We start from the raw sequence: 23,764 nt of genomic DNA, 5'->3' as shown, positions 1-23,764 counted from the left end.
AGCACGATGGCTGCCGTCAACCTCATCGGACTGGACATCGGCACGACGTCCATCCGTGCGGCGGAGACCAGCAACAGCAAGGACGGGCCGGTCATCAGCAACTTCGGCCACATCCTGCTGGGCCCCGGCGTGGTGCAGAGCGGTGCCGTCCAGGACGAGCACGCCGTCACCACGGCGCTGAAGCAGCTGTGGTCGACGTTCAAATTCCGCAGCCGCAAGGTCGCGCTCGGCGTCACCCACCAGCAGGTCGTGGTCCGCGAGACCTCCGTCGCCAACCTGCCGGCGAAGGAGATGCGCAAGGCGCTGCCCTTCCAGGTCCGTGACGCGCTGCCGCTGCCGCCGGAGAAGTCGCTCATCGACTTCTACCCCCTGGAGGATCCCGGCTCCGCCGACACCGTCCGCGGGCTGCTCATCGCCGCGCCCAAGGAGCCGGTCCTCGCCGCGATCCGCGCCGTCGAGGCCGCCAAGCTGCACGTCGCGCGCGTCGACCTGGCGTCCTTCGCCCTGCTGCGGGCCGCGTCCCGGCTCGACGAGCAGGTCGAGGCGCTCGTCGACATCGGCGCGCACGCGACCAGCGTCGTCGTGCACCACGACGGCGAGCCGCTCATCGTGCGGACCATCCCCCGCGGCGGCAACGAGATCACCCGGACCGTCGCCGACCGGCTCGACCTGCCCCTCGATCAGGCCGAGGAGGTCAAGTGCCGGGTCGGGCTGCGCACCGACACCGACGGGCAGACCGCCTCGGCGCTCAAGGACGCGGTCCGGCCGCTCATCAACGAGATCGGCAGCTCGTTCGCGTACCTCACGGCCGCCGGCCGGCAGGCCCGGGTCAGCCGGCTCGCGCTCACCGGCGGCGGCTCGATGCTGCCCGGCCTCCTCGAGGCCCTGCACGCCCAGCTGCACGTGGAGGTGATCGCCGTCGACCCGGTCATGCGGGTCCGCGGGCTGCGCCGGGTCCGCCACGGCAGCCTCGAGCACGTCCGCGCCTCGGCGGCCGTGTCCGTCGGCCTGACCCTGGGAGCGTCGTCGTGACCGAGCCGTGGTGGAAGGACGAGCCGGAGCGCAAGCTCACCGGCATCGTCCTGCCGTCCTGGGGCGACGACCAGCCCGACGACCAGCCCGACGACCAGCCCGACGACCAGCCCGACGACGAGCCCGACCCGCGGGCCCGCCCCGCCGACCGGCCGCGCACCCGCCCCGCCGACCCGCTGTCCGCCGCCCCCTCCCCCACCGGCCCGCCGCGCACCCGTGACGCCGGCCCGCCGCCCGGCTGGCCGGCCGACCCGCCACGCACCCATGACGCCGGCCCGTTGACCGCTGACCAACGGTCCGCCGACCCGCGACCCACCCGCGCCGCCGACCCGCTGACCGATCCGCTGACGGGCCCGCTCGACGCGTTGACCGGTCCGCTCGACGCGTTGACCGGTCCGCGCGGCGCCTGGCAGGACGAGGCGCCGGCCGCGGACGGGCAGCGCCTGGTGCCGCTGGTGCCGCTCGTGCCGTCCGGACCGCCGCCGGTGTGGCCGCCCGCGGACTTCGCGTCACCGGCCGGCGACGCACCGGACGCGCCGCGGGCAGCGGTGCGGCTGCCGTCCCTGGGCGAGCCGCTCGACGCCCCCCACGGCAGCGGCCCGCTCGAACCGCACCGCGACGACACCCTGGTCGGTTCGCGGTCGCCGCAGGCCACCCGGGCGGCGGCCACGGAGACGGCCGCCCCGCGGCGGGAGTTCCCCCGGTACATCGCCGGCGAGCTCGTCCTCCCCGGCACCGCCCCGCAGCCGCAGGCAGCACCGCAGCCCACGCAGTTCACCGACGCGCCCACGGCACCGCTCCCCGCGACCCTGCCCGCGACCCTGCCCACGACCCTGTCCACGACTCAGTCCACGACGCTGCCGACGGCCACCATGCCCACGGCGACGCCGCCGCCCTCGACCTGGGCGCCGCAGCCGGCGTCGTCCCCGCCGCCCGCCGAGCGGACCCCCACGCTGTCCCCGCAGGCCTCCGCCCCCACCACCCGGGAACCCGGACAGGACGCGGGGAAGGCCGCGCCGGTGCTGCCGGGCGTCCAGTTCACCGCGCCCGCCAGGTCCCCGCTGGCCCGCCCCCTGCAGGAAGCACGGCCGGACGAACGGCCGGAAGCGCGGCCGGAAGCGCGGCCGGAAGCGCGGCCGGAAGCGCGGCCGGAAGCGCGGCCGGAAGCGCGGCCGTCGAGGCAGGCCGGCGCGGCCCAGGACCCGGCGCTCAAGGCGCCCCCGCACCACCCGCCGGCGCCGGCCCCCACCCCCACCGGGCTGCCGCAGGCCGACGTGCCCCCGCCACCCCGCCCGACACCGCCGTCGGTCCCGCCGGCGCAGGCGGGATCACCGGCGGCGGGGCCGCAGCCGGGACCGCAGCGCGCGCCCGTGGCCGGACCCGGTGACGCGGCGACCGTGACCAAGCCCGCCGTCCCGGCCGCCGTCCACGCGGCGCAGCAGGGCGCCCCGGTCGCGCAGCAGGACCAGGAGGCACCGGCGCGGAAGAGCCGGGACGGGGCACCGCACCCCGCGTTCCCGGAGGCGACGGCCCGCTCCATGCGGATCCTGCCGATCGCGGCGGACCTGCTGCCGATGGAGATCACCGACCGGCGCCGGCTCAGCACGGTCCGGCGGCTCGTCGTCACGGCGCTGGCCGTGTTCGCGCTGCTGCTCGCCGGCTGGTTCGTGGTCGCCTACCAGCACACCCAGCAGGCGTACGACGAGGTCGACCGGATCAACGACTCGAAGGTCGACCTGCTGCGCGAGAAGGCGAAGTACACCGAGGTCGACAGCATCCAGAAGCAGCGCAAGGCGATCGCCGACCAGCTGCGGCTCGTGATGGCGCGGGACCTGTCGTGGTCGGCGCTGCTGACGTCGCTGCAGCAGGCGGCGCCGAAGGGCGTCGCGGTGCAGAGCGTCACCGGCTCGCTCGCCCAGACGGACAGCACCGCCGACCCCGACGTGGTCGGCCTGATCACGCTGACCGGCACGGCGCCGTCGAAGGCGGCGATCGCCGCGTACGTCGACACCCTCGGCAAGGTCACCGGGATCGGCAACCCGTTCCCGACAGACGCGACCGAGAGCGACGAGGGTCTCACGTTCACGATCCGCGTCGACATCACCCCGGCGGCGCTCGGCGGCCGGTTCACGTCGCCGAGCGCGGCACCGAGCGCCTCAGGAGGCAAGTGATGCGACCGGAGCGCCTGTGGCTGCTCGGCGGCGCGTTCGGCGCGCTGCTCCTGCTGGTCTTCACCTACTTCTTCGTCATCCAGCCGAAGTACCAGAAGGCCGACGACCTGCGGGGCATCGCCGACGACACCACGACCGAGGTGACCAGGCTGCGCAGCGTGATCGCCGGCCTCGACGAGCAGAACCAGCACATCGCCGAGTACCGCAAGGAGCAGGCCACCAACCTCGCCGCGCTGCCGCAGACCGACTCGGTCGCGGCCCTGCTGCGGGAGCTGCAGACGGCCGGCGAGCTGACCGGCGTCACGGTGAGCGGGGTCAGCGTCGGCGGCGCGGCGGAGGTCACCGTCGGCGGGCAGAAGGTGCAGGCGCTGCCGATCAGCCTGACCGCCGCCGGACCGGCCGCGAAGGTCAACCCGTTCCTGGACCAGCTGCAGAAGGTGCAGCCGCGGGCGCTGCTCATCGGCAGCCTGAACGTCGCCACGACGTCCGCCGGCAAGGCGACGCTGACCCTGACGGTCCAGGCGTTCTACGCCGGTGGGAAGTAGCGCCGGGATGCGACGGACTCCCCCCTCCGACGCCGGGTTCACCCTGGTCGAGACCCTCACGTCGATCGCGATCATCGGCGTGGTGATGACGGCGCTGACGACGTTCTTCGTCTCCACGACGGCGACGCTCAACAAGCAGCGCGGCCTGCAGATGGCGATCCGGCTCGCCCACGACGGCGTCGAGCTGGTCAAGTCGATGCCCGGCCCGTCCCTCGTCACCGGGCGCAGCGCGAAGGACGTGACCGCGCAGTTCGGCAAGCTCAAGAACGGCCAGATCCCCGGGCTGGCCGGCTTGGACGTGGCCGGCCTGCTCAAGGCGATGACACCGGCCTTCGACACCAACCTCGGCCCGCTCGCGGACAGCGTCACGCCGGTCCTGCCGATCGTGCCGGAGGTCATGAAGGTCAACAACACGGCGTTCGACCGGCAGTGGTTCGTCGGCTCGTGCCAGATGCCGCTCGGCAGCGACGTGTGCGGCCTGCTGTCGCTGCCGGGCACGCTGCTGCCGTTCTACCGCGTCGTCGTCGCCGTCACCTGGCCCAACGACCGGGCCTGCAAGAGCACCGGCGGGGTCTGCTCCTACGTGACGCAGACCCTCGTCAGCGCCTCCGTCGCGGACCCGATCTTCAACCCGCTCGTCACCGTCACCGCGCCGCTGCCGGACAACCCCGGCAACCAGACCGACGAGGTGTCGGTGCCGATGGCGAAGGCGATCACGCTCACCGCGACGACGGCCTACCCGCCGCTGAGCTGGACGGTGGAGAACCTGCCGCCGGGCCTGTCCTACACGCCGGCCGGGGTGATCACCGGCACGCCGACGGTCGCCGGCACCTACGTGGTCCGGGTCGTGGTCACCGACAAGGCGTCCAGCAACGACGCGTCGTTCAACTGGACGGTGGTGCCGACGCCGACCGCCGCGCCGGTCGACCAGACCTGGGACGCCGGCTCCGCGGCGACCTACACGCTGCCGGTCACCGGCGGCATCGCCCCCTACACGTGGGCGGCGACGGGCCTGCCGGCCGGCTTGACGCTCAACGCGGCGACCGGGGTCGTGTCCGGCACCAGCACGGTGAGCGGCGCGGCGGCCGCGGCCACCGTGAGCGTGACGGTGACCGACAAGAACGCCAAGAAGCACACCGCGTCGTTCAAGTGGAACACGAAGGTCGCGGTGCAGTTCCCGACCGCCAACACGCCGATCGCCCTGACGAAGGGCTCCGGATACACCGGCAATGTCGGCGCGGCCGGCGGGTCCGGCGGCTACACGTGGACGGCGACCAACATGCCGCCCGGGCTGACGCTGTCCGCGTCGGGCGCGCTCACCGGCACGGTGACCGGCTCGACCCGCTACCTGGTGACGCTGACGGTGAAGGACAGCAACGGCGTGACGAACTCGGCCGTCGTCCCGGTCAACGTGACCACGCCCGTCGCCACCGACCTCCGGATCGTCACGCCGACCACCGCGGCGCCGGACAAGACCGGGACGAAGGGCACCGCGATCGCCTCGCAGGCGTCGGCGGCGGCCGGCGGCACGACGCCCTACACGTGGGCGGCGACGGGTCTGCCGGCGGGGCTGTCCATCAACGCCAGCACCGGCGCGATCACCGGCACGCCCACGACCGCCGGGACCTCGACGGTGACGCTGACGGTCACCGACAAGGTCGGCGCGACGGCCGTCTTCATGTTCGCCTGGAAGATCACGTGAACGCCTTCCTGTCGCGGCTGCGCCGCGAGGACGCCGGGGTCACCCTCGCCGAGATGGCGGTGACGACCAGCATCATGTCCGCGGTCATGGCCATCTTCACCACCGGGGTCATCCAGCTGTTCCAGGCCGGCAACAACAACGAGCTGGTGGCGCTGACCGAGTCGCAGCTCAACACCGCGTTCCTGCGGCTGGACCGCAACCTGCGCTACGCGGCCGGGATCGGGCCGGTGCACGCCGACGCGGCCGGCAACCAGTTCGTCGAGTACCTCAACACCGAGGTCAGCGGCAAGCCCGAGTGCGCGCAGCTGGAGATGAACGTGGCGGCCAAGGTGCTGCGCCGCCGGGTGTGGCCGCAGACGACGACGCCGACGGCGAAGTGGGTCGTGCTGGCCAACGAGGTCGACGTCGCGAAGAGCTCGTTCACGCTGGTGCCGTCCGGCAAGTACACCGGGTTCCAGCGGCTGCGGATCGTCCTGTCGGTGACGACGAACCCGGGCCGCGGCCACACGGAGGCGCTCACCGACCTGACGTTCACCGCGCTCAACAGCAGCTTGAAGGACGACCCGAACAAGTTCTGCCCGGAGGCCCGAAAATGAGCCTGTTCCGACGGTTCAGAGTGCGCGACGACCGGGGGTCGCTGCCGCTCGCCATGATGCTGACGCTGGTCGGCACGTCCCTGTCGACGCTCATGGTGCCGGTGGTGATCGGGCAGGTGCGCGACACCGCGTCCACGATCGAGCGGGCCAAGGCGCTGCACGCCGCCGAGGCCGGCATCGACGTCGTCATGGGCGGCATCCGCGCCTCCCTGGGCAGCATCGCCAACCTCGTCTGCCTGCCGGTCGTCTCGCCGCTGCTGGGCGTCGTCGGCTCGGGCCTGCCGGGCCGCTACCAGGTGTCGGTGGAGTACCAGGACGCGGTCGGCACCCCGCTGTCGTGCGCGTCGAAGACCTCGCACCTGCTGGCGGTGCCGTCGTTCGCGGTGATCACGTCGACGGGCACGGCGAAGGGCGACCCCGGCGACCCGTTCCCGGCCGGCGACTCGCGGACGCTGACCGCCACGTACGTCTTCCGCACCACCAACGCCAACGTCGAGGGCGGCCTGGTGCGCTTCTACGGCGGCGCGTTCTGCCTGGACGCCGGGTCCGGCTCGCCGGCCGTCGGCACGAGCGTCACCACCCAGCCGTGCAACCCGGGCAGCTCGCGGCAGACCTTCACGTACACGACGGACCTGACGCTGCAGCTGGTCTCGTCGAAGACCGCGGCCAACCCGTCCGGCATGTGCGTCGACTCGGGGCCCAGCCCGGTGTCGGGCGCGCTGCTGCAGTTCCAGGTGTGCGGGAAGGTGACCGTCCCGTACTACCAGCGGTGGAGCCTCAACGACAGCTCCAACTTCCAGAGCACCTCGTCGACCGGCGGGCTCGGCTCGTTCTGCATGCACGCGAAGGCCGGCAGCACCGCCGGCGCGTTCATGGAGCTGATCGGGTGCGGCGGTGCGTCGGACAACACCCGCACGTTCGCGCCGGAGGCGAGCGTCGGCGCCGGCAACGCGGGCGCCCCCAACAACCTGGTGAACTTCAAGCAGTTCGGGCGGTGCGTCGACGTCACCAACTTCGACACCACCCTCGGCTTCCTCATCGTGTGGCCGTGCAAGCAGGCGCCGAACCCGCTCAGCGTGGCGTGGAACCAGCGCTTCACGGTGCCGCTGTCGGCCAACGGGAAGGACACGGTCAGCGGGCGGATCACCACGTACGACAACACCAAGACGAACACGCTCTACTGCCTCACGACCTTCAAGCCCGGTGGCAGCACCCACTTCGTGACGATGCAGAAGTGCCCGGCCGCGGGCAAGGACCCGAACGTCGAGTGGGACGTGTCGTACCAGATCGACAACTCCTACCCGACGAGCTACGTCATCAAGGACGCCTACGGCCAGTGCCTGTCCCCGGCGAACCTGGACGACCCGAAGCTGCCCCCCGGCGACATCTTCAAGGGCAGCACCGTCGTCAGCAAGCTCACCACCGCCGTGTGCGACGGCAGCAAGCTGCAGAAATGGAACGCGCCGGCGAACATCGAAGATCCGACACCCCTGAAGAACATCGGGGAGAAGTGACGATCCCGTAAGGGACCTCCTGACGCCCGGCCGCGCCGGAGATCAGGGTGCGGTCCGTGCATCGCCTGGATGGCTTCCGGCCTCACGGTGACGAGGCTGGACGCCATGACCATCACCTGGGAGAAACCGGCGCTGCGGCCGGTCGGCCTCGGCCGGCAGGTCGGCATCGTGACGGCGGCGGTGGCCGCGTACTTCGGGGTCCGCGGCGCCACGGAGGCCGCCACGGACCAGGCCCTCGCCAACGCGGCGAAGGTCGTCGACTTCGAGAAGTCGGTGGGGCTGTTCCACGAGTCGTGGCTGCAGTCGACGCTCGCCGGCAGCCCCGCCGTGGCGACGTTCTTCAACTGGATCTACATCTACGGGCACTGGCCGGTCATCGTCGCGACGCTGATCTGGCTCGCGCGGACCAACCCGGCGATCTACTACCGCACCCGCAACGCGATGCTGCTGTCCGGCGGGATCGGCCTGGTCGTCTTCATGCTCTTCCCGCTCGCCCCGCCGCGCCTGGCGGAGCTCGGCCTGGTCGACACGGTGACGCAGTCGGACGGCGCGTACCGGGTGCTGCAGCCGACGATGTTCACCAACCAGTACGCCGCGATGCCGAGCCTGCACGTCGGCTGGGACCTGCTCATCGGCCTGGCGATCCTGGCCGCGGCGCGCGGGCCGCTGCTGCGGGCGTTCGGCGCGGCGATGCCCGTGCTGATGGTGGCCGCCGTCGTGCTGACCGCGAACCACTACATCGTCGACGCGATCGCCGGCGCCGCGCTCACCACCACCTGCTGGCTCGTCCTGCGGGCCCGGGAGCGGCGCAGTCCCCGCGGCTATGCCGGATGGGACGGTCTGGCCCTGCGTTAGGGCCTACGCTTTGCACATGGAACACCTGGAGCTGGAGCACCTCGGGTTCCCGGCGGACGTGATCCCGTTGCAGTACCAGGCGCTGCTGCTGTCCGACGACCGCCGGATGGAAGCCTTCGCCGGCGCGATCGCCCACACCGTCCAGCCCGGGTCCAGGGTCCTCGACCTCGGCTGCGGGACCGGCGTCCTGTCCTTCTTCGCCGCCCGGCAGGGCGCCACCGTGACCGCGATCGAGCGCGAGCCGCGGGTCTTCGCGACCGCCCGGGCGGCCCTGCGGGCGGCGGTCGGCGACGCCGTCACCGTCGTGCACGCCGACGCCCGCGACTACCTGCCCGAGGAGCCGGTCGACGTGGTGCTGTGCGAGATGCTGCACGTGGGCCTGCTCCGCGAGCGGCAGATCGAGGTCATCAACAGCTTCAAGCGCCGCTACCTGCGGCACATCGGCGGGCCGCTGCCGCGCTTCGTGCCCGAGGCGTGCGTGCAGGCGGCGCAGCCGGTCGAGCAGGACTTCACGTACTTCGGCTACACGGTGCCGGCCCCGGTGTTCCAGCTGCCGGAGAACCTCCAGCCGCGCACCGTCGAGGCCGCCCCGCCGCAGGTGTTCCAGCAGTTCTTCTACACCGACCCGCTGCCGCACGACTGCGTCGGCGACCTGACCTTCGTCGCGGAGCGGCCGGCCGTGGTCAACGCGGTGCGCGTCATCACGAAGAACCTGTTGTCGCTGCTGTACGAGCCGCCCGGCTCCGTCGACTGGACCATGAACTACCTGGTCGTGCCGATGCGCGAGCCGGTCGAGGTGCTCCCCGGCGACGAGGTGCGGATCCGGTTCGACTACTGCCCCGGCGACGAGATCACCGTCCTCGCCGACAGCCTGACGGCCAGCGTCCCCGCCCACGCGCACTGATGCTCCGCTGGCTCACGGTCCTCGCGGTCTTCCTGGTCCTCGGCGGGCTGTGGTGGCTCGTCGCCCGGCGCCGCTCCCCCGACCGGCGGCGGACGTTCGGCCTGGTCGCGTCGGTGTCGGGGACGCTGCCGTGGATCTGGATGATCCTCACGCCGTCGTCGCACGCGCGTCGGGTGCACCTGGACCCGGTCAGCGGCCTCGGCGGGATCCTCGCGTCCGGGTTCGCCGAGGCCGCCGTGCAGATCGTCGGCAACCTGCTCGTCTTCGCGGCGTTCGGCGCGTTCGCCCCGCTGCGCTGGCCGCGGCTCACCCTGGGCCCGGTGCTCCTGCTGGCGGCCGCCGGCTCGGCGACCGTCGAGCTGCTCCAGTACGTCCTGGACCTGGGCCGGGTCACCGCCACCGACGACGTGCTGGTCAACACCCTCGGCGCGGGTCTCGCGTACGGGGCCGGGCGGCTGCTGCCACCCGGCCCTGTGTCACGAGGCCTTGATGTGGAACCGCTCGTCGGCCACGAGGGCGGCGAGCCGGTCCTCGGGCAGCGGTAGCGCGGCGAGGCTCTTGTCGCCGCCGCCGGGCCGGTCGTCCGACTTCGCCTGGGCCAGGAAGACCACCGTGCCGTCGGGGTACCGGTAGGCCGCCCACTGGTCGAAGTCGCGGCCAGGGGCGCCGGTCGCGACGCCGACGGTCACCCCGGCCGTCGTCGTCACCAGCTTGCAGCTCGCCGGGGCGGTCCAGAACCCGCCCGCGACCGCGCAGGCGTCCCCGGTCGCGGCGACCAGGCCCGGCTCGTACACGGTGACCAGCAGCTGACCGACGCCGCCGTCCTTGCCGAGCTGGGTGCTGGCCAGGTAGGACCAGGTGTCCTTGCCGCCGATCTTCCCCTCGTACTGGGCCTGCGACATGCGTGACGAGACCAGCTGGTCGGTGCCCGGGTTGTCCAGCGCCGTGTACGCCGCGGGCACGATCGCGAGGAGGTCCCGCATGAGCTGCTCGCCCTGGTCGAACTTGTGGCCGGCGCGGGCGGTGCGGTCCTGCTGCGGCTGCCCGTCGGGGCCGGTCGGCCAGACCTCCTTGGTCTCGGTGCCCGCCCCGGGCGCGGTGACGGTCCCGGACGCGTTGGCGGGCGGCGGCGTCTGCCCCGGCGCCCCCATCTGCAGCGGCGCGCCCGCACCGGGCCCGCCGCCGGCGACCGCGACCGCCACGGCGGCGACGACCGCGGTCACCCCGAGGCCGGCACCGCCGGCGACCAGGTTGCGGCGGCGGACCGCCCGGCGGCCGGTGGTGACGGCCACCGCCGGCGACATCGGCGGCGGCGGGGTGGAGCTGTCGAGGGCGTCGCGTAGCGACACCCGGAAGTCGTCCTCGTTCATGTCTGCGTCCTCGTCGCTTGCGAGTGGCTGCTGGTCTGCAAGTGCGTGCGAAGGGTCTGCAGCCCCCGCGCGGCCTGGCTCTTCACGGTGCCGGTGGTGCAACTGAGCAGGGCCGCCGTCTCCTCGACGGACAGGTCCTCCCAGTACCGCAGGATCAGGACCGTCCGCTGCCTGGCCGGCACGGCGGCGAGGGCGGCGAGCAGCGCGATCCGGTCGTCGGGCTCCCGGTCGTGGCTGACGGCGTCCAGCGGCCGGTCGGTGACCCGCACCCGGTGCCACCAGCCGAGCCGGCGATCGTCCAGGAACACCCGGAAGAGCGTCTGCCGCAGGTATCCGTCGAGGGCCTCGTGCCGGCTGACCCGGTCCCACACCACGTACAACTTGGTGAACGCCACCTGCGTCAGGTCCTCGGCCCGGTGCCAGTCGCCGCACAGCAGGTACGCCGTGCCGCGCATCGCGTCCGACCGCGCGGCGAAGTACTCGGCGAACGCCGTGTCCCGATCCGTCATGCGTAACTCACGGGTCCGGCTGTCCGATCGGTTGCACGGACCGCCGGAAAACATCCGTCCCGATACAGTCGGTACGTGACCACGGACAACCCGTTCTTCGCCGCGAGTGACCTGCCATACCAGCTGCCGCCCTTCGACCGCATCGAGACCGGGCACTACCTGCCCGCGTTCGAGCGGGGCATGGCCGAGCAGCGGGCCGAGGTCGAAGCCATCGCCAGCCTGCCGGAGCCGCCGACGTTCGACAACACCCTCGTCGCGCTGGAGCGCTCCGGGCGCGTCCTGCAGCGCGTGTCGGCCGCGTTCTTCAACGTCACCAGCTCAGACACCAGCCCCGAGCTGCAGGAGATCGAGTCGCGGGTGGTGCCGCTGCTGTCCGCGCACGGCGACGCGATCATGCTGGACCGCCGGCTCTTCGAGCGCATCGAGCAGCTGTACGCCCAGCGCGACGCCCTCGCCCTCGACGCCGAGCCGGCCTGGCTGCTGGAGCGGTACCACACCGAGTTCGTCCGGGCCGGGGCGCGGCTGTCCGAGCAGGAGCACGTGCGGCTCCGGGAGCTCAACTCGGAGCTGGCGGCCCTCGCGACCGAGTTCGGCAACAAGGTCCGCGACGGCATGAAGGCCGCCGCTGTCGTCGTCGAGGACGCCGCCGACCTGGCCGGGCTGTCCGCCGACGCGATCGCCGCCGCCGAGGTCGCCGCCCGCGACCGGGGCCTGACCGGCGGGTATGCGCTGAACCTGATCCTGCCGACGGCCCAGCCGGCGCTCGCGTCGCTGCACAACCGCGAGGTCCGGGAGCGGCTGCACACCGCCTCCGTCGGCCGCGGCTCCGCGGGCGGGGACCACGACACCACCGGCCTGGTGCTGCGCATCGTGCGGCTGCGGGCGGAGCGGGCGCGGCTGCTCGGCTTCGAGCACCACGCGGCCTACAACATCGCCGACAACACCGCCCGCAGCGTCGACGCGGTCCAGGAGATGCTGGCGAAGCTCGCCCCGGCCGCGGTCGCCAACGCCCGGATCGAGGCCGAGGACCTGCAGGAGGCGATCGGCGACGAGTTCACCCTGCAGCCGTGGGACTGGGCGTACTACACCGAGCAGATCCGCCGGGACCGCTACGCGATCGACGAGGCGGAGCTGCGGCCGTACTTCGAGCTGGAGCGGGTGCTGGGCGACGGCGTCTTCCACGCCGCCGGCCGGCTGTACGGCATCCGGTTCCAGGAGCGGCCGGACCTTCCCGCGTACCACGGCGACGCCCGCGTCTTCGAGGTCTTCGACCGCGACGGCGGGCCGCTCGGGCTGTTCATCGGCGACTTCTTCACCCGGCCGTCGAAGCGCGGCGGGGCGTGGGCCAACGCGCTCGTGCCGCAGTCGCGGCTGTTCGGCACCGCGCCGGTCGTCGTCAACAACCTCAACATCAACCGGGCGCCGGAGGGCGAGCCGACGCTGCTGACGCTCGACGAGGTCCGCACCCTGTTCCACGAGTTCGGCCACGCGCTGCACACCCTCTTCTCGCAGGTGCACTTCCCGAAGTTCGCCGGCACGCGGGTGCCGCGCGACTTCGTCGAGTACCCGTCGCAGGTCAACGAGGTGTGGATGCTGTGGCCGGAGGTCCTGGCCAACTACGCCACGCACCACCGGACCGGCGAGCCGCTGCCGCAGCCGGTGGTGGAGCGGCTGCAGGCCGCGGAGCAGTTCAACAAGGGCTTCGCGACCACCGAGTACCTGGCCGCCACGCTGCTCGACCTGGCCTGGCACACGCTGACCGTCGAGGAGGCCGAGGCGGTCACCGACGTGCTCGCCTTCGAGGCGGCGGCGCTGGAGCGGGCCGGCGTCGCGGTGCCGTTCGTGCCGCCGCGCTACCGGACCGCGTACTTCGCGCACATCTTCAGCGGCGCCGCGTACAGCGCCGGCTACTACTCCTACATCTGGAGCGAGGTCCTCGACGCCGACACCGTCGACTGGCTCACCGAGCAGGGCGGCCTGCGCCGCGAGCTCGGGGACGCGTTCCGTGACGGGCTGCTCGCCAAGGGTGGCAGCGCGGACTCGATGGAGGTCTACCGGGCGTTCCGCGGTCGCGATCCGTTGATCGAGCCGCTACTCAAGCGTCGCGGACTGATCAGCGTTCCTTAGGTTTTGTTAAGACGACTACCGGATGGGGCGCCGCGTTCCCTAAGCTTGCGCGGTGCGTGGCGCCACCCCCCGGCGTAGGCCCGCCGCCGCACGCCGCCTGCATTTCAGCAGGATGGCGCTGCTTGCTGCGGTCGCTCTCGTCGCCTCACTGGTCAGCGTCGGTGTCTCCTGGGCGATCTTCCCGGAGGAGCCGGCGGCGGTCACCGACGACACCTCCTTCGATGCCGCCAAGTTCTACGAGACGAACGCCCGGGCCAACGCGGCCCGCGGGGTCGAGCTGGCCTCCGCCCCGGGCGCGTCCCTGGTGCCGAAGCCGGTCGCCGGGCTGACCCAGGCGGCGACCAACAACGCGTTCATCGTCATCGAGGTCGGCCGGCAGATGGGGCTGCCCGAGCGCGCGTACGTCGTGGCGATCGCGACCGCGCTGCAGGAGACGTACCTGAAGAACATGGCCAACCCGAAGGTCCCCGCGTCGCTGAAGCTCCCGCACGAGGGCAGCGGCACCAACTACGACTCGATCGGCATCTTCCAGCAGCGGGTCAGCATCTGGGGCACCGTCGAGCAGCTGATGGACCCGGCGATCGCGTCGGCGAAGTTCTACACGAGGCTGATGAAGGTCTCCGGCTGGCAGTCGATGAGTGTCACCGGCGCCGCCCAGGCCGTGCAGCGCAGCGCCTTCGCCAGCGCGTACGCCAAGCACGCCACCACCGCGCAGAAGATCGTCGACCAGCTCACGCAGTAGCGGCTCCCGGGTTTCTGCTGTTGTGGCACCACTGGTCCAACCAGTTGATGTGTGAGACAGTCACCGCGTGACATTGACGCCGGCCCCGCGCAGCTCCGTGTCCGACCACGTGTTCGCGCAGCTGCGCGACGCGATCCTCAGCGGCGCCTACGCACCCGAGTCCGCGCTCCCCAGCGAGCGGGACCTGGCGGCGACGTTCGAGGTGAACCGGCACGCCGTCCGGGAGGCGCTGCGGCGGTTGCAGCAGCTCGGCCTGGTGAAGGTCAGCCAGGGCGGCGCGACCCGGGTCCTCGACTGGCGGGCGCACGCCGGCCTCGACCTCGCCATGTCCAGCGGCGACATCCTGCCGGTCGGCACCCTCGTGCGCGACATGATGGAGATGCGCGCCTGTCTGGGCGCCGACGCCGCCAGGTTGTGCGCGCTGCGCGGTACACCAGCCGCGAAGGAACACGTGACCGCCTGCGTCGACGCGGTCGCCGCCGCCGCGCCCGACCTGGACCGCATGGGCGAGGCGAACATCGCGCTGTGGCGGGCGATCGTGGCCGGCAGCGGCAACGTCGCGTACCTCCTCGCGTTCAACAGCCTCGTCAGCGGCGCGCTCGCCGTCGGGCACGTCCCGCCCACGCTGCGCACCGCCGAGCTGCTCGACGTCGCCGGGCACCGCCGGCTCGGCGCGCACATCACCGCCGGCGCCGCCGACTCGGCCTTCGCCGAGGCCCAGGCCCTGCTCACCGCCCCGCTCTCGGATCGCAAGGAGACCCGAGCATGATCCCCGCCGTGCTCTACGCCGTGCCCGCGTTCCTGCTGCTGATCGTCATGGAGGCGGTCTCGTACCGCTTCCTGCCCGACGACGAGGAGCGCGGCTACGAGGTCCGCGACACCACCACCAGCCTGTCCATGGGCCTCGGCAGCCAGATCATCGGCGTGCCGTGGAAGATCCTGGTCGCGCTCGCGTTCGCCGGCCTCTACGTCCTCACCCCGCTCAAGCTCGACCCGACCAGCCCGTGGACGTGGGTGCTGCTGTTCTTCGCCGACGACTTCGCGTACTACTGGTTCCACCGGCTGCACCACGAGGTCCGCGTCTTCTGGGCCGGCCACGTCGTGCACCACTCGAGCGTCTTCTTCAACCTGTCCACGGCGCTGCGGCAGAGCTGGACGCCGATGACCGCCACCCCGTTCTGGCTGTTCCTGCCGCTGCTGGGCATCCCGCCGTGGATGGTGTTCCTGCAGCAGTCGATCAGCCTCGCCTACCAGTTCTTCCTGCACAGCGAGCGGGTCGGCCGCCTGCCGGCGTTCATCGAGTGGTTCTGGAACACCCCCTCGCACCACCGGGTCCACCACGGCGCCAACCCCGAGTACCTGGACCGCAACTACGGCGGCATCCTCATCATCTGGGACCGGCTCTTCGGCACGTTCGAGCCGGAAGAGGCCCGCGTCGTCTACGGCCTGACGAAGAACATCGGCACCTACAACCCGCTGCGTGTCGCCACCCACGAGTACCGCGACATCTGGCGCGACGTGCGGACGGCGGCCACGTGGCGGCAGCGGCTGCGGTTCGTGTTCGGCCGTCCCGGCTGGCAGCCGGCCGCATGAAGCTCTGGCTCTTTTTCGCCGCCGCGGCGGTGGAGCTCACGGGCGTCGCGCTGTCGTGGGAGCCGCTGCAGTGGGTCGCCAAGCCGCTCCTCGCGCCGCTGCTGCTCTGGCACCTCGGACGCTTCTGCCTCGTCGGGTGGGGGCTGGTCTTCGCGACCGCGGGCGACGTGGCGCTCCTCGTGCCGGGCACCGTGCCCTTCCTGCTGGGCATGGCGTGCTTCCTCGGCACGCAGATCTGCTTCCTGGTCGCCTTCCTGCGGCACGGCCGTCCCCGCCGGCTCGTCGCGCTCGGCTACGGGATCCTGTGGGCCGTGCTGAACGCCGTGCTCTGGCCGTCGCTGGGCGATCTACGGGTGCCGATCCTGGTGTACAGCCTGGCGTTGAGCGCGATGGCGGCCGCGGCGTGGTCGGTCTCCCCCGTCGTCGCCGCCGGCGGCTTCCTGTTCCTGCTCTCCGACCTGCTGATCGGCCTGGGCGCCGCCGGCCTGGGCTTCCCGGGTCGCAACCTGGTCGTCATGGTGACCTACATCGCCGCGCTGTTCCTCATCGTCACGGGCGTCCTGTCACGCGACGGGACCGGCGACAGGGCCGGCGGACGGGCGGCGCGGGCGTAGCTCCGGCCTCAGAGCATGCCGTGTTCGATGATCCAGGAGAGGTTGGCGGTCTCCTCGTAGGAGAAGTCCAGGCTCACGATGACGGCGAAGCGGCGGTCGATCTGGTACGGGGTGTAGCGGTGGACGGCGCACTCCATCCAGATCGGGATGCGCGACGCCGGGTTGGCCAGGACGGCATGCTTGCCACAGCGGTGCTCCATGGCCCGAAACGCTAACCAGAGACGGCGGGCGTGCGTCAGCCTGCTGCCTGATACTCCAAATGGTGTACGGGACGGTGCCTCCGCGCGGACGACGACCTGGCGACGCCGCGCTCATAGCGTTCGGCACCATGACGAAGAGGAAGATGGTCGCCGCGTTCGCCGCGGTCACGTTCATCGCCGTGCTCAGCGGGTCCGGCGAGCACCTCGCGGAGGGGTCGCTGCCGCTCGCCACGACCCTGGCCGCGCTGCTCTGGGCGCAGCTGCGGTGGCCGATCACCGGGCTGGTGACGGGCATCTGCAGCGTCGTGGCGATGCGCGTGGCGGAGCTGACGACGGGCGGCTGGCTGTGGCCGGTGACGCTGCTGTACGTGTCGGCGACGCTGGCCCCCAAGCCGCGCCTGCGGGTCGTCGTCGCGATCGGGGCCGTCCACGCGGTCACGGCGTTCAACCTGGAGTGGACGGTGCTGCAGCACGGCGCGGTGCGGACGCTGCAGCACGTCGGGCCGGACGCGCTGTGGCTGACGGCGGCGCTCGCTGTGACCGTCGCGGCCGGCAGCTGGCAGCGCTGGACGCGGACGGCGATCGAGCAGCAGCGGGCCGAGGAGCGGCTGCGGGTCGCGCGGGAGGTGCACGACACGGTGGCGCACACGCTGACCGTCGTCGGGGTGCACCTGAACGTGGCCGCGGACGCCCTGGACAGCGCGCCGGACGAGGCCCGGGAGGCGCTGCGGCTGGCCCAGGACGTGCGCCGCAAGGCGATGGGCGACCTGTCCTCGCTGGTCGGGGTGCTCCGCGACGACCGCCGGCCGCCCGCCGAGCCGCTGGACCTCGCGGCGCTGGTGTCGCAGGTACGCGAGGCGGGGCTCGACGCGCGGCTCACCGTCGCCGGCGGGGACGCGCCGCTGCCGGTCCGCACGGCGGTCGGCCTCGTGGTGCGGGAGGCACTGACGAACACGGTCCGGCACGCCGGCGCGCGGACCGTCACCGTCGACGTCCGCTACGGGCCGGTGACGGAGGTGACGGTCACCGACGACGGCTCGGGCTCCCGGCGGGCCGAAGGGCACGGGCTGACCGGGATGCGCGAGCGCGTCGAGGCGCTCGGCGGGTCGCTCACCACGCGGGGCGACGGGGGTTTCACCGTACACGCGACAATTCCCGCATGACGGTCAACGTGCTGCTCGCCGACGACCAGGCCCTCGTGCGCGCCGGGTTCAGCAGCCTGCTGCGGCGCACGAGGGACATCACGGTCGTCGGCGAGGCGTCCACCGGCGACGAGGCGGTCCGGGAGGCCCGGCGGCTGCGGCCCGACGTGGTGCTGATGGACATCCGGATGCCCGGCCTCGACGGGATCGCCGCGACCGGCCGGATCGTCGCGGACCGGGAGCTCGCCGGGACGAGGGTCGTGATCCTGACGACGTTCGAGACGGACGAGAACGTGTTCGCGGCGCTGCGGGCCGGCGCGAGCGGCTTCCTCACCAAGGAGGTCGAGCCCGACGAGCTGCGCCGCGCGGTCCGGGTCGTGGCGGCCGGCGAGGCGCTGCTGTCGCCGAGCGTCACGGCCCGGGTGATCGGGCAGTTCGCGCACCGTCCGGCCGGGCCGTCGGGGGTGCCCGACGACCGGCTCGCCGGGCTGACCCCGCGGGAGGTCGAGGTGGTCCGGCTGGTCGCCGCCGGGCTGTCCAACGAGGAGATCGCGCGGGAGCTGTTCATCAGCCCGCTGACCGCGAAGACCCACGTGACCCGGGCGATCGCGAAGGCCGGCGTCCGCGACCGGGTGCAGCTGGTGATCCTCGCCTACGCCACCGGGCTCGCCCCGTCCTGAGCGGCCGCCGAGCCTACCGCGCCGATTACGGTTTGTGCTGGTCGATGCCGTAGCCGTTGCACTGGCGGCCGCCGTTGATGCAGTGGGCGACGAGCGCGGCCTGGCGGGCGGCGTCCCAGCCGTTCATGAAGTCGTAGTGGAACGAGGAGCCGTTGCCGGAGGAGTACTGCAGGCCCGAGGTGTCGCCGCCGGGCAGCTTGTAGGGCACCTTCATCTCGAACATGGGCAGCGGCACCGGGTTGCCCGCGGGGCACACGCCCTGCACCGGCCAGACGACGTGCGACTTGTGGTCGGCGCTGTCGAGGCTGCGCCCGTCCCAGCAGCTCGGCGCCTGCATCCGGACGATCAGCGACGACCCCGGCGGGCACGACGGCGGGATGGCCTTGCCGAGGTAGCTCCCGCAGTTCCAGGTGCCGGTGAACTGCCCGGCGTCCTGCAGCCGCATGTCGCCGACGATGAGCCGGAACCCGGCGGGGAACGGCTGCACGGTCCGGTAGTCCTTGACGCCGGACTTGTAGTAGATCGTGACCTTCTCGGGCTGCACGACGGCGCCGTTGCGGGTCAGCGTCGGGAACCAGTAGGACGACGCGTCGAGCGTGTCCTCGCAGGACGTCCTGCCCTTCAGCAGGGTCTGCGGGGTGGAGGTCGCGTTCGCGGCGGGGTTGCCGACGAACGTGTGGTTGTGCGCGGCGCCGGCGAGCCCGGGGAAGACGATCGGGTCGTCGCTGAGCCGGTGGGTCTCGGTGCAGTTGGCGTGGAACTCGCGGTACTGCGCCTGCGGTGGCTTGTCGGTGAACGTCTTGACCGGCGAGGCGGTGGCAGTCGGCACCGGCGCCGCGGACCCGGTCCCGGACGCTGACGGACTTACCGGATTTGTCGGATTCGCCGGTACTGACGACGAAGGCGACGAAGGCGCCGGCTGGCCGGTCACGATCGGGCCCTGGTCGGGGTCGCAGGCGGCGAGCAGCAGGCCCGCCGCCAGGAGAAGCCCGAGTTGTCTGCGCACGGTTGTGGTGCCTTTCGGTTCGACGGTGCCACCCGCCGCCGAACCTATGACCGGCCCGCCCCGGCGGTCATGAGTCGAAAGTCCCAGTGCTCCAGCGGACCACCGCCTCGGTGCGGCTGCCGACCTGGAGCTTGGCGAAGATGTTGTACAGGTGGTTCTTCACCGTCTTCTCGGTCAGCCGCAGCCGGTCGGCGATCGCCGCGTTGGACAGCCCGTCGCAGAGCAGGTCGAGGACGTCGCGCTCGCGGTCGGTGAGGCCGAACCGGTCCCGGGCCGCCCGCCGGCTGCCCTGCTCGCGCAGCGCGGACGTGGCGACGGACGCGGCGACCGGCGACAGCCAGCCCTGCCCGGCGGCGACGGCGTGGACGGCGCGGAGCAGGTCGGGCGGGTCGAAGTGGCCGTGGACCAGGTAGCCGCGGGCGCCGCCGCGCAGCATCGAGGCGATCACCCCGGGCGTGGCGTCGCTGGTGAGGGCGAGCACCGCGGTGTGCCGGGCCAGCTCGTCCACGATGGACAGCCCGTCGGCGATCGGCATGCGGTGGTCCAGGAGCGTCACGTCGGGCCGGTGCCGCAGCGCGAGGGCGAGCGCGTCGCGGCCGTTGCCGGCCTCCCCCACGACCCGGACGTCGTCGCTGAGGTCGAGCACGCCCCGCAGCGCCTCCCGCACGACCGGGTTGTCGTCCACCACGAGCACGCGGATCGTCACGGCAGGGCCTCCAGCGGGACGGCGGCGATGATCTCGGTGCCCCGGCCGGGTACGGAGGACACACGCAGCGACCCGCCGACGGTGCGCGCCCGCTCCGCCATGCCGACGATGCCGAGGTGGCCGTCGGCCTGCAGCGCGGCGAGATCCCGCGGGACGAAGCCACGACCGTCGTCCCTGACCCTGAGCTCGAGGCGGTCGCCGGCCCGGCGGACCGCGACGTCGACCCGCCACGCGCCGGCGTGCCGGGCGACGTTCTGCAGCGCCTCGGCCAGGATGCGCACGAGCTCGTAGCGCACCTCGACGCCGGGCTCCGCCGGCTCCGCGTCGACGCGGACCGGGATCCCGGACCGGTCCGACCAGTCGCGGGCGGTCGCCCTGACCGTGTCGGCGAAGCTGAGGTCGAGGTGGTCGATCCGCAGCCCCTCGAGGAGCTCGCGGGCCTCGCGGGCGGCGGCCTCCGCGCCGCGGGAGACGGTGCCGGCGAGCCGCTCGGCCAGGTCCGGGTGGCGGCGCAGCGACTGCGGCAGGGCGAGCGCGGCGAACGACACCCCGCGCAGCGTCTTGGCGACCGAGTCGTGCAGCTCCCGGGCCAGCCTGGCCCGCTCGGAGGCGGCCGCGGAGCGCTGCGCGGCGGAGACCACGTCGACGGCCAGGTCCAGGTGGCGCTGCAGGGCTCCGGTCGCGGCGGCCGCCCCGATCCCGGCGAGCACGCTGATCATCGGGAACGCGACGACGAACGCGGCCACGTCCGGCGGCGGGTCGTTGGCGCGCAGGACCGCCCCGGCGGCGGCGAACCCGAGGGCGGCCTGCACCACCCACAGCAGCAGCGCCCGCATCCCGAGCAGCGCCCCGCCGAGCGCGGCCGACCCGGCGACGTAGCAGAAGAACGCCATCCCGCCCCGGCTGAGCGCCAGCACCGCCACGGCGACCGCCAGGTCAACGGCGAGCACCGGCCACGGGTGCCGGGTCACCGCGGGCCACCGCGTCAGGGCGCTCACCTCCGCGACGGTGCCGGCCGCGACCGTCGCGATCACCGCCACGATCCGCCACCAGTCGTCGACGAGCAGCAGCCCGGCCGCCGCCGCGGTCGCCGCGATCGCCGCCCGCCCGAGCAGCACCGCCCGCGCGATCGCCGCGGGCGCCGCTGGTTGGACCGGATGTGGAGTCATCAGCGCAGCTGGAGGTCGTCGACGAAGAACCGGTAGGCGTTGGGCAGCATGTCGGTCGCGACGACCAGGTCGATGCGGCGGACCGGGCGGCCGGGCGCGAGCTCGCGCAGGTCGACGTCGAACGGGGTCCACACGTCGACAGGGGCGGTGAGCACGAGCGGTGGCGTGCCGGCCGGGTCGGGTGTCGCGGACACCGTCACGCGCAGGACCGTGCCGTGGACGCGGCCGCCGTAGACGCGGAACGTGAGGCGGGTCGCGGCCACCGGGGTGGCGGCGACGAGGGCGACGGCGGCGGTCTTCTCCTTCGGCTCGACCCGCAGCGCCACCTGGTCGGTGCCGGGCACGACGCCGTCGGTGACGACCTTCACCCCGACGCTGCGGACGCTCCACCCGGTGCCGACGGCGGCGCCGTAGACGGTGCAGGCGGGCCTGGCGCTGCCGGCGGTGCCGCACGGGGACGCCGCTGGAGCAACCGGGGACGCGGGCTGCGACTGCGCCGCAGACCCACCCGAGTTGCCGACCGCGGACGGCGAGGCGCCGGCCGCCGGTACAGGCGGAGCAACCGCTGCGGGAGCGGCTGAGGGCGACGGGTTGCGGTCGCGCGGCAGCAGCAGCGGTGGCACACCGACCGTGACCAGGCCGATGGCGACCGCCAGCATGCCGAGCCTGACCCGTCGCGAGAATATGCGGCGACCCTACTGGAATCCGCGGCTATGGTGGACGGACCATGACGACGACGAGCGCGGCCACGCGACGACGACGGTAACCACACCGCCGTCCGTCCCCGCCTTTGCCTTCCTCGTCTGGAGTCTCACGATGGTTGTGCCGTCGTTCGCCGCGCTGCTCGCCGCCCGGATCACCGCCGCCCTCCCGTCCGTCCCGGCCGGCTTCGACCCTCAGGTCCGCCTGTCGGAGCACGCCGACCTGCAGGCCGACGGCGTCCTGGCGCTCGCCCGGACGCTGCGGCGGCCACCGCGGCAGCTCGCCGCTGAGGTCGCCGCTGAGGTCGCCACTGGGGTCGCCACTGGGGTCGCCACTGGGGTCGCCGCCGCGCTGCCCGGCGGCATCGTCGCGGACGTGCGGGTCGCCGGGCCCGGCTTCCTCAACGTCACGCTGACCGGGGAGGCGCTGCTCGGCCGGGTCGCGGAGCGGCTTGCCGACCCGCGGCTCGGGGTCGGGCTGCCGGAGACCGGCGTCCGGACGGTGCTGGACTATTCGCATCCGAACGTGGCCAGGGAGATGCACGTCGGGCACCTCCGGTCGACGATCATCGGCGACGCCCTCGCCCGGGTCCTGACCCACCTCGGCGGCACCGTCGTGCGGCAGAACCACATCGGCGACTGGGGCACCCAGTACGGGATGCTCATCCAGTACCTGGCGGAGCACCCGGCCGACACGGCGGCGCTCACGCAGCGGTACAAGACGGCGTACGCGCTGTTCCAGGCCGACCCAGCGTTCGCGGCGCGGTCGCGGGCGCGGGTCGTGGCGCTGCAGGGCGGCGACCCGGACAGCCTCGCCGTCTGGCACGCGATGGTCGAGGAGTCGACACGCTACTTCTCCGACGTGTACGAGCGGCTCGGCGTCCTGCTCACCGCCGCCGACATCGCCGGGGAGAGCAGCTACAACCCGATGCTGGCCGGCGTCGCCGGGGACCTGGCCGCCGCGGGCGTGGCCCGGGTCAGCGACGGGGCGCTGTGCGTGTTCGCCGACGGCGCCGACGCGCCGCTCATCGTGCGCAAGAGCGACGGCGGGTTCGGGTACCCCGCCACCGACCTGGCCGCCGTCCGGCACCGGGTCACGACCCTGCGGGCCGACCGGATCGTCTACGTCGTCGACGCCCGGCAGGCGCCGCACTTCCGGATGGTGTTCGACACGGCACGGCGGGCCGGCTGGCTGCCGCCAGAGGTCGAGGCGGTGCACGCCGCGTTCGGGGTGGTGCTGGGCGCGGACGGGCGGCCGTTCAAGACCCGGTCCGGCGACACGGCCCCGCTCGTCGGGCTGCTCGGCGAGGCGGTCGAGCGGGCCACGGCGGTCGTCGCGGCGAAGAACCCTTCGCTGCCCGCCCCGGAGCTCGCCGAGCGGGGCCGGGAGGTCGGGATCGGCGCGGTGAAGTACGCCGACCTGTCCACCAGCCGGACCCGCGACTACCTGTACGACCCGGACCGGATGATGGCGCTGACCGGCAACACGAGCGTGTACCTGCAGTACGCGCACGCACGGCTGCGGTCGGTGCTGGCGAAGGCCGGCTCCGCCGTGCCACCGGTGCGGGCCGACGCGCCGCTGGAGGACGTGGAGCGGGCGCTGATCCTGCGGCTGGACGGCTTCGGCGACGTCGTCGCGGGCGTCGCGGCCGGCTGCGAGCCGCACCGGCTCTGCACGTACCTGTTCGAGCTCGCACAGGCGGTGACCGCCTTCTACGAACGGTGCCCCGTGCTCAGGTCACCCGAACCCTTGCGGGGCAACCGGATCGCGCTGTGCGCACTGACCGCCTCGACGCTGGCGACCGGCCTCGGACTGCTCGGGATCGCGGCTCCTCCGCAACTCTGAGCCCGCCCTCCGTCACCTTCCGCCACTCTTGCCGCCCTTT

The 23,764-nt window shown here is 72.9% G+C and carries 24 protein-coding genes; 17 read left to right on the top strand and 7 right to left on the bottom strand.

Going from position 1 to position 23,764, the window contains the following annotated elements; translation table 11 throughout:
• Positions 1–6: 6 nt before the first annotated feature.
• The 9 genes from pilM to ABZ321_RS15125 all read left to right on the top strand — a co-directional run bounded on the left by pilM (position 7) and on the right by ABZ321_RS15125 (position 9,864).
• Positions 7–1,032 (top strand): type IV pilus assembly protein PilM, encoded by a 1,026-nt coding sequence (pilM, locus tag ABZ321_RS15165; protein WP_354891265.1) that lies wholly within the window; start codon positions 7–9, stop codon positions 1,030–1,032.
• Positions 1,029–3,203, top strand: a complete 2,175-nt coding sequence (locus ABZ321_RS15160; RefSeq protein ID WP_354891264.1) for a PilN domain-containing protein — start codon at positions 1,029–1,031, stop codon at positions 3,201–3,203. Before pilM ends, ABZ321_RS15160 begins: the two co-directional genes overlap by 4 nt.
• Positions 3,203–3,748 (top strand): type 4a pilus biogenesis protein PilO, encoded by a 546-nt coding sequence (gene pilO / locus ABZ321_RS15155; RefSeq protein WP_354891263.1) that lies wholly within the window; start codon positions 3,203–3,205, stop codon positions 3,746–3,748. The genes ABZ321_RS15160 and pilO overlap by 1 nt, the downstream gene beginning before the upstream one ends.
• 7 nt (positions 3,749–3,755) lie before the next feature.
• Entirely contained in the window at positions 3,756–5,450 is a 1,695-nt protein-coding gene (locus ABZ321_RS15150; RefSeq protein ID WP_354891262.1) for a putative Ig domain-containing protein, read from the top strand.
• Positions 5,447–6,046: a hypothetical protein gene (locus ABZ321_RS15145; RefSeq protein ID WP_344506092.1), complete on the top strand. Its 600-nt coding sequence runs from the start codon at positions 5,447–5,449 to the stop codon at positions 6,044–6,046. The genes ABZ321_RS15150 and ABZ321_RS15145 overlap by 4 nt, the downstream gene beginning before the upstream one ends.
• Positions 6,043–7,560 carry a ricin-type beta-trefoil lectin domain protein gene (locus ABZ321_RS15140; protein WP_354891261.1) on the top strand — a complete coding sequence of 506 codons (1,518 nt, stop codon included), beginning with the start codon at positions 6,043–6,045 and terminating at the stop codon, positions 7,558–7,560. Before ABZ321_RS15145 ends, ABZ321_RS15140 begins: the two co-directional genes overlap by 4 nt.
• Before the next feature lie 105 nt (positions 7,561–7,665).
• Positions 7,666–8,415: a phosphatase PAP2 family protein gene (locus tag ABZ321_RS15135; RefSeq protein ID WP_344506090.1), complete on the top strand. Its 750-nt coding sequence runs from the start codon at positions 7,666–7,668 to the stop codon at positions 8,413–8,415.
• 16 nt (positions 8,416–8,431) lie between these two features.
• Entirely contained in the window at positions 8,432–9,319 is an 888-nt protein-coding gene (locus tag ABZ321_RS15130) for a methyltransferase domain-containing protein (RefSeq protein WP_344506089.1), read from the top strand.
• The gene (locus tag ABZ321_RS15125; protein ID WP_344506088.1) at positions 9,319–9,864 is read left to right on the top strand and encodes a VanZ family protein; all 546 of its coding nucleotides are present in this window, start codon (positions 9,319–9,321) and stop codon (positions 9,862–9,864) included. The genes ABZ321_RS15130 and ABZ321_RS15125 overlap by 1 nt, the downstream gene beginning before the upstream one ends.
• On the opposite strand, the gene ABZ321_RS15120 is transcribed toward ABZ321_RS15125, so the two are convergent.
• Together ABZ321_RS15120 and ABZ321_RS15115 are read right to left on the bottom strand one after the other, a co-directional pair.
• Positions 9,796–10,689: a hypothetical protein gene (locus ABZ321_RS15120; RefSeq protein ID WP_354891260.1), complete on the bottom strand. Its 894-nt coding sequence runs from the start codon at positions 10,687–10,689 to the stop codon at positions 9,796–9,798. The genes ABZ321_RS15125 and ABZ321_RS15120 overlap by 69 nt on opposite strands.
• Complete coding sequence (locus ABZ321_RS15115; RefSeq protein ID WP_354891259.1) at positions 10,686–11,198, bottom strand: SigE family RNA polymerase sigma factor; 513 nt, start codon at positions 11,196–11,198, stop codon at positions 10,686–10,688. The genes ABZ321_RS15120 and ABZ321_RS15115 overlap by 4 nt, the downstream gene beginning before the upstream one ends.
• Positions 11,199–11,273: 75 nt before the next feature.
• On the opposite strand from ABZ321_RS15115, the gene ABZ321_RS15110 reads away from it, so the two are divergent.
• The 5 genes from ABZ321_RS15110 to ABZ321_RS15090 all read left to right on the top strand — a co-directional run bounded on the left by ABZ321_RS15110 (position 11,274) and on the right by ABZ321_RS15090 (position 16,274).
• Positions 11,274–13,325, top strand: a complete 2,052-nt coding sequence (locus ABZ321_RS15110) for a M3 family metallopeptidase (RefSeq protein ID WP_354891258.1) — start codon at positions 11,274–11,276, stop codon at positions 13,323–13,325.
• Positions 13,326–13,437: 112 nt separating this feature from the next.
• The gene (locus tag ABZ321_RS15105; protein WP_344506084.1) at positions 13,438–14,067 is read left to right on the top strand and encodes a hypothetical protein; all 630 of its coding nucleotides are present in this window, start codon (positions 13,438–13,440) and stop codon (positions 14,065–14,067) included.
• A gap of 67 nt (positions 14,068–14,134) precedes the next feature.
• The gene (locus ABZ321_RS15100; RefSeq protein ID WP_354891257.1) at positions 14,135–14,836 is read left to right on the top strand and encodes a GntR family transcriptional regulator; all 702 of its coding nucleotides are present in this window, start codon (positions 14,135–14,137) and stop codon (positions 14,834–14,836) included.
• Positions 14,833–15,660, top strand: a complete 828-nt coding sequence (locus tag ABZ321_RS15095; RefSeq protein ID WP_344506082.1) for a sterol desaturase family protein — start codon at positions 14,833–14,835, stop codon at positions 15,658–15,660. Before ABZ321_RS15100 ends, ABZ321_RS15095 begins: the two co-directional genes overlap by 4 nt.
• On the top strand, positions 15,657–16,274 hold the full coding sequence (locus ABZ321_RS15090) for a lysoplasmalogenase (protein ID WP_344506081.1): 618 nt from the start codon (positions 15,657–15,659) through the stop codon (positions 16,272–16,274). Before ABZ321_RS15095 ends, ABZ321_RS15090 begins: the two co-directional genes overlap by 4 nt.
• Positions 16,275–16,282: 8 nt before the next feature.
• Here the strand turns inward: ABZ321_RS15090 and ABZ321_RS15085 are convergent, their stop codons facing one another.
• Positions 16,283–16,474, bottom strand: coding sequence for a hypothetical protein (locus ABZ321_RS15085; RefSeq protein WP_344506080.1), 192 nt, complete (start codon positions 16,472–16,474; stop codon positions 16,283–16,285).
• Positions 16,475–16,602: 128 nt separating this feature from the next.
• On the opposite strand from ABZ321_RS15085, the gene ABZ321_RS15080 reads away from it, so the two are divergent.
• On the top strand, positions 16,603–17,637 hold the full coding sequence (locus tag ABZ321_RS15080; RefSeq protein WP_354891256.1) for a histidine kinase: 1,035 nt from the start codon (positions 16,603–16,605) through the stop codon (positions 17,635–17,637).
• The gene (locus ABZ321_RS15075) at positions 17,634–18,296 is read left to right on the top strand and encodes a response regulator transcription factor (RefSeq protein WP_344506078.1); all 663 of its coding nucleotides are present in this window, start codon (positions 17,634–17,636) and stop codon (positions 18,294–18,296) included. Before ABZ321_RS15080 ends, ABZ321_RS15075 begins: the two co-directional genes overlap by 4 nt.
• Before the next feature lie 25 nt (positions 18,297–18,321).
• Here ABZ321_RS15075 and ABZ321_RS15070 read toward each other — a convergent pair whose 3' ends face one another.
• The 4 genes from ABZ321_RS15070 to ABZ321_RS15055 form a co-directional block, all read right to left on the bottom strand.
• Positions 18,322–19,125: a DUF1996 domain-containing protein gene (locus ABZ321_RS15070; protein WP_354891255.1), complete on the bottom strand. Its 804-nt coding sequence runs from the start codon at positions 19,123–19,125 to the stop codon at positions 18,322–18,324.
• 244 nt (positions 19,126–19,369) lie between these two features.
• The gene (locus tag ABZ321_RS15065) at positions 19,370–20,008 is read right to left on the bottom strand and encodes a response regulator transcription factor (RefSeq protein WP_344506076.1); all 639 of its coding nucleotides are present in this window, start codon (positions 20,006–20,008) and stop codon (positions 19,370–19,372) included.
• Positions 20,005–21,177 (bottom strand): ATP-binding protein, encoded by a 1,173-nt coding sequence (locus ABZ321_RS15060; RefSeq protein WP_354891254.1) that lies wholly within the window; start codon positions 21,175–21,177, stop codon positions 20,005–20,007. The genes ABZ321_RS15065 and ABZ321_RS15060 overlap by 4 nt, the downstream gene beginning before the upstream one ends.
• Positions 21,177–21,836, bottom strand: a complete 660-nt coding sequence (locus ABZ321_RS15055) for a hypothetical protein (RefSeq protein WP_354891253.1) — start codon at positions 21,834–21,836, stop codon at positions 21,177–21,179. The genes ABZ321_RS15060 and ABZ321_RS15055 overlap by 1 nt, the downstream gene beginning before the upstream one ends.
• 157 nt (positions 21,837–21,993) lie before the next feature.
• On the opposite strand from ABZ321_RS15055, the gene argS reads away from it, so the two are divergent.
• Entirely contained in the window at positions 21,994–23,724 is a 1,731-nt protein-coding gene (gene argS / locus ABZ321_RS15050) for an arginine--tRNA ligase (RefSeq protein ID WP_354891252.1), read from the top strand.
• The last annotated feature ends 40 nt before the right edge of the window (positions 23,725–23,764 follow it).

Source organism: Dactylosporangium sp. NPDC006015 (genome assembly GCF_040614215.1).
Classification (GTDB): domain Bacteria; phylum Actinomycetota; class Actinomycetes; order Mycobacteriales; family Micromonosporaceae; genus Dactylosporangium; species Dactylosporangium maewongense.
Note: the sequence above shows the minus strand (reverse complement) of the source record. Positions and strands in the feature narration are given on the sequence as shown.

What these genes read in the sequence shown, in the direction of transcription:
- ABZ321_RS15105 (WP_344506084.1), top strand. Translation starts at nt 13,438, where the DNA reads ATGGCGCTGCTTGCTGCGGTCGCTCTCGTCGCCTCACTGGTCAGCGTC.
- ABZ321_RS15150 (WP_354891262.1), top strand. Translation starts at nt 3,756, where the DNA reads ATGCGACGGACTCCCCCCTCCGACGCCGGGTTCACCCTGGTCGAGACC.
- ABZ321_RS15075 (WP_344506078.1), top strand. Translation starts at nt 17,634, where the DNA reads ATGACGGTCAACGTGCTGCTCGCCGACGACCAGGCCCTCGTGCGCGCC.
- ABZ321_RS15140 (WP_354891261.1), top strand. Translation starts at nt 6,043, where the DNA reads ATGAGCCTGTTCCGACGGTTCAGAGTGCGCGACGACCGGGGGTCGCTG.
- ABZ321_RS15090 (WP_344506081.1), top strand. Translation starts at nt 15,657, where the DNA reads ATGAAGCTCTGGCTCTTTTTCGCCGCCGCGGCGGTGGAGCTCACGGGC.
- pilO (WP_354891263.1), top strand. Translation starts at nt 3,203, where the DNA reads ATGCGACCGGAGCGCCTGTGGCTGCTCGGCGGCGCGTTCGGCGCGCTG.
- ABZ321_RS15120 (WP_354891260.1), bottom strand. Translation starts at nt 10,689, where the DNA reads ATGAACGAGGACGACTTCCGGGTGTCGCTACGCGACGCCCTCGACAGC.
- pilM (WP_354891265.1), top strand. Translation starts at nt 7, where the DNA reads ATGGCTGCCGTCAACCTCATCGGACTGGACATCGGCACGACGTCCATC.
- ABZ321_RS15125 (WP_344506088.1), top strand. Translation starts at nt 9,319, where the DNA reads ATGCTCCGCTGGCTCACGGTCCTCGCGGTCTTCCTGGTCCTCGGCGGG.
- ABZ321_RS15080 (WP_354891256.1), top strand. Translation starts at nt 16,603, where the DNA reads ATGACGAAGAGGAAGATGGTCGCCGCGTTCGCCGCGGTCACGTTCATC.
- ABZ321_RS15060 (WP_354891254.1), bottom strand. Translation starts at nt 21,177, where the DNA reads ATGACTCCACATCCGGTCCAACCAGCGGCGCCCGCGGCGATCGCGCGG.
- ABZ321_RS15130 (WP_344506089.1), top strand. Translation starts at nt 8,432, where the DNA reads ATGGAACACCTGGAGCTGGAGCACCTCGGGTTCCCGGCGGACGTGATC.
- ABZ321_RS15115 (WP_354891259.1), bottom strand. Translation starts at nt 11,198, where the DNA reads ATGACGGATCGGGACACGGCGTTCGCCGAGTACTTCGCCGCGCGGTCG.
- ABZ321_RS15055 (WP_354891253.1), bottom strand. Translation starts at nt 21,836, where the DNA reads ATGCTGGCGGTCGCCATCGGCCTGGTCACGGTCGGTGTGCCACCGCTG.
- ABZ321_RS15135 (WP_344506090.1), top strand. Translation starts at nt 7,666, where the DNA reads ATGACCATCACCTGGGAGAAACCGGCGCTGCGGCCGGTCGGCCTCGGC.
- ABZ321_RS15085 (WP_344506080.1), bottom strand. Translation starts at nt 16,474, where the DNA reads ATGGAGCACCGCTGTGGCAAGCATGCCGTCCTGGCCAACCCGGCGTCG.
- argS (WP_354891252.1), top strand. Translation starts at nt 21,994, where the DNA reads ATGGTTGTGCCGTCGTTCGCCGCGCTGCTCGCCGCCCGGATCACCGCC.
- ABZ321_RS15095 (WP_344506082.1), top strand. Translation starts at nt 14,833, where the DNA reads ATGATCCCCGCCGTGCTCTACGCCGTGCCCGCGTTCCTGCTGCTGATC.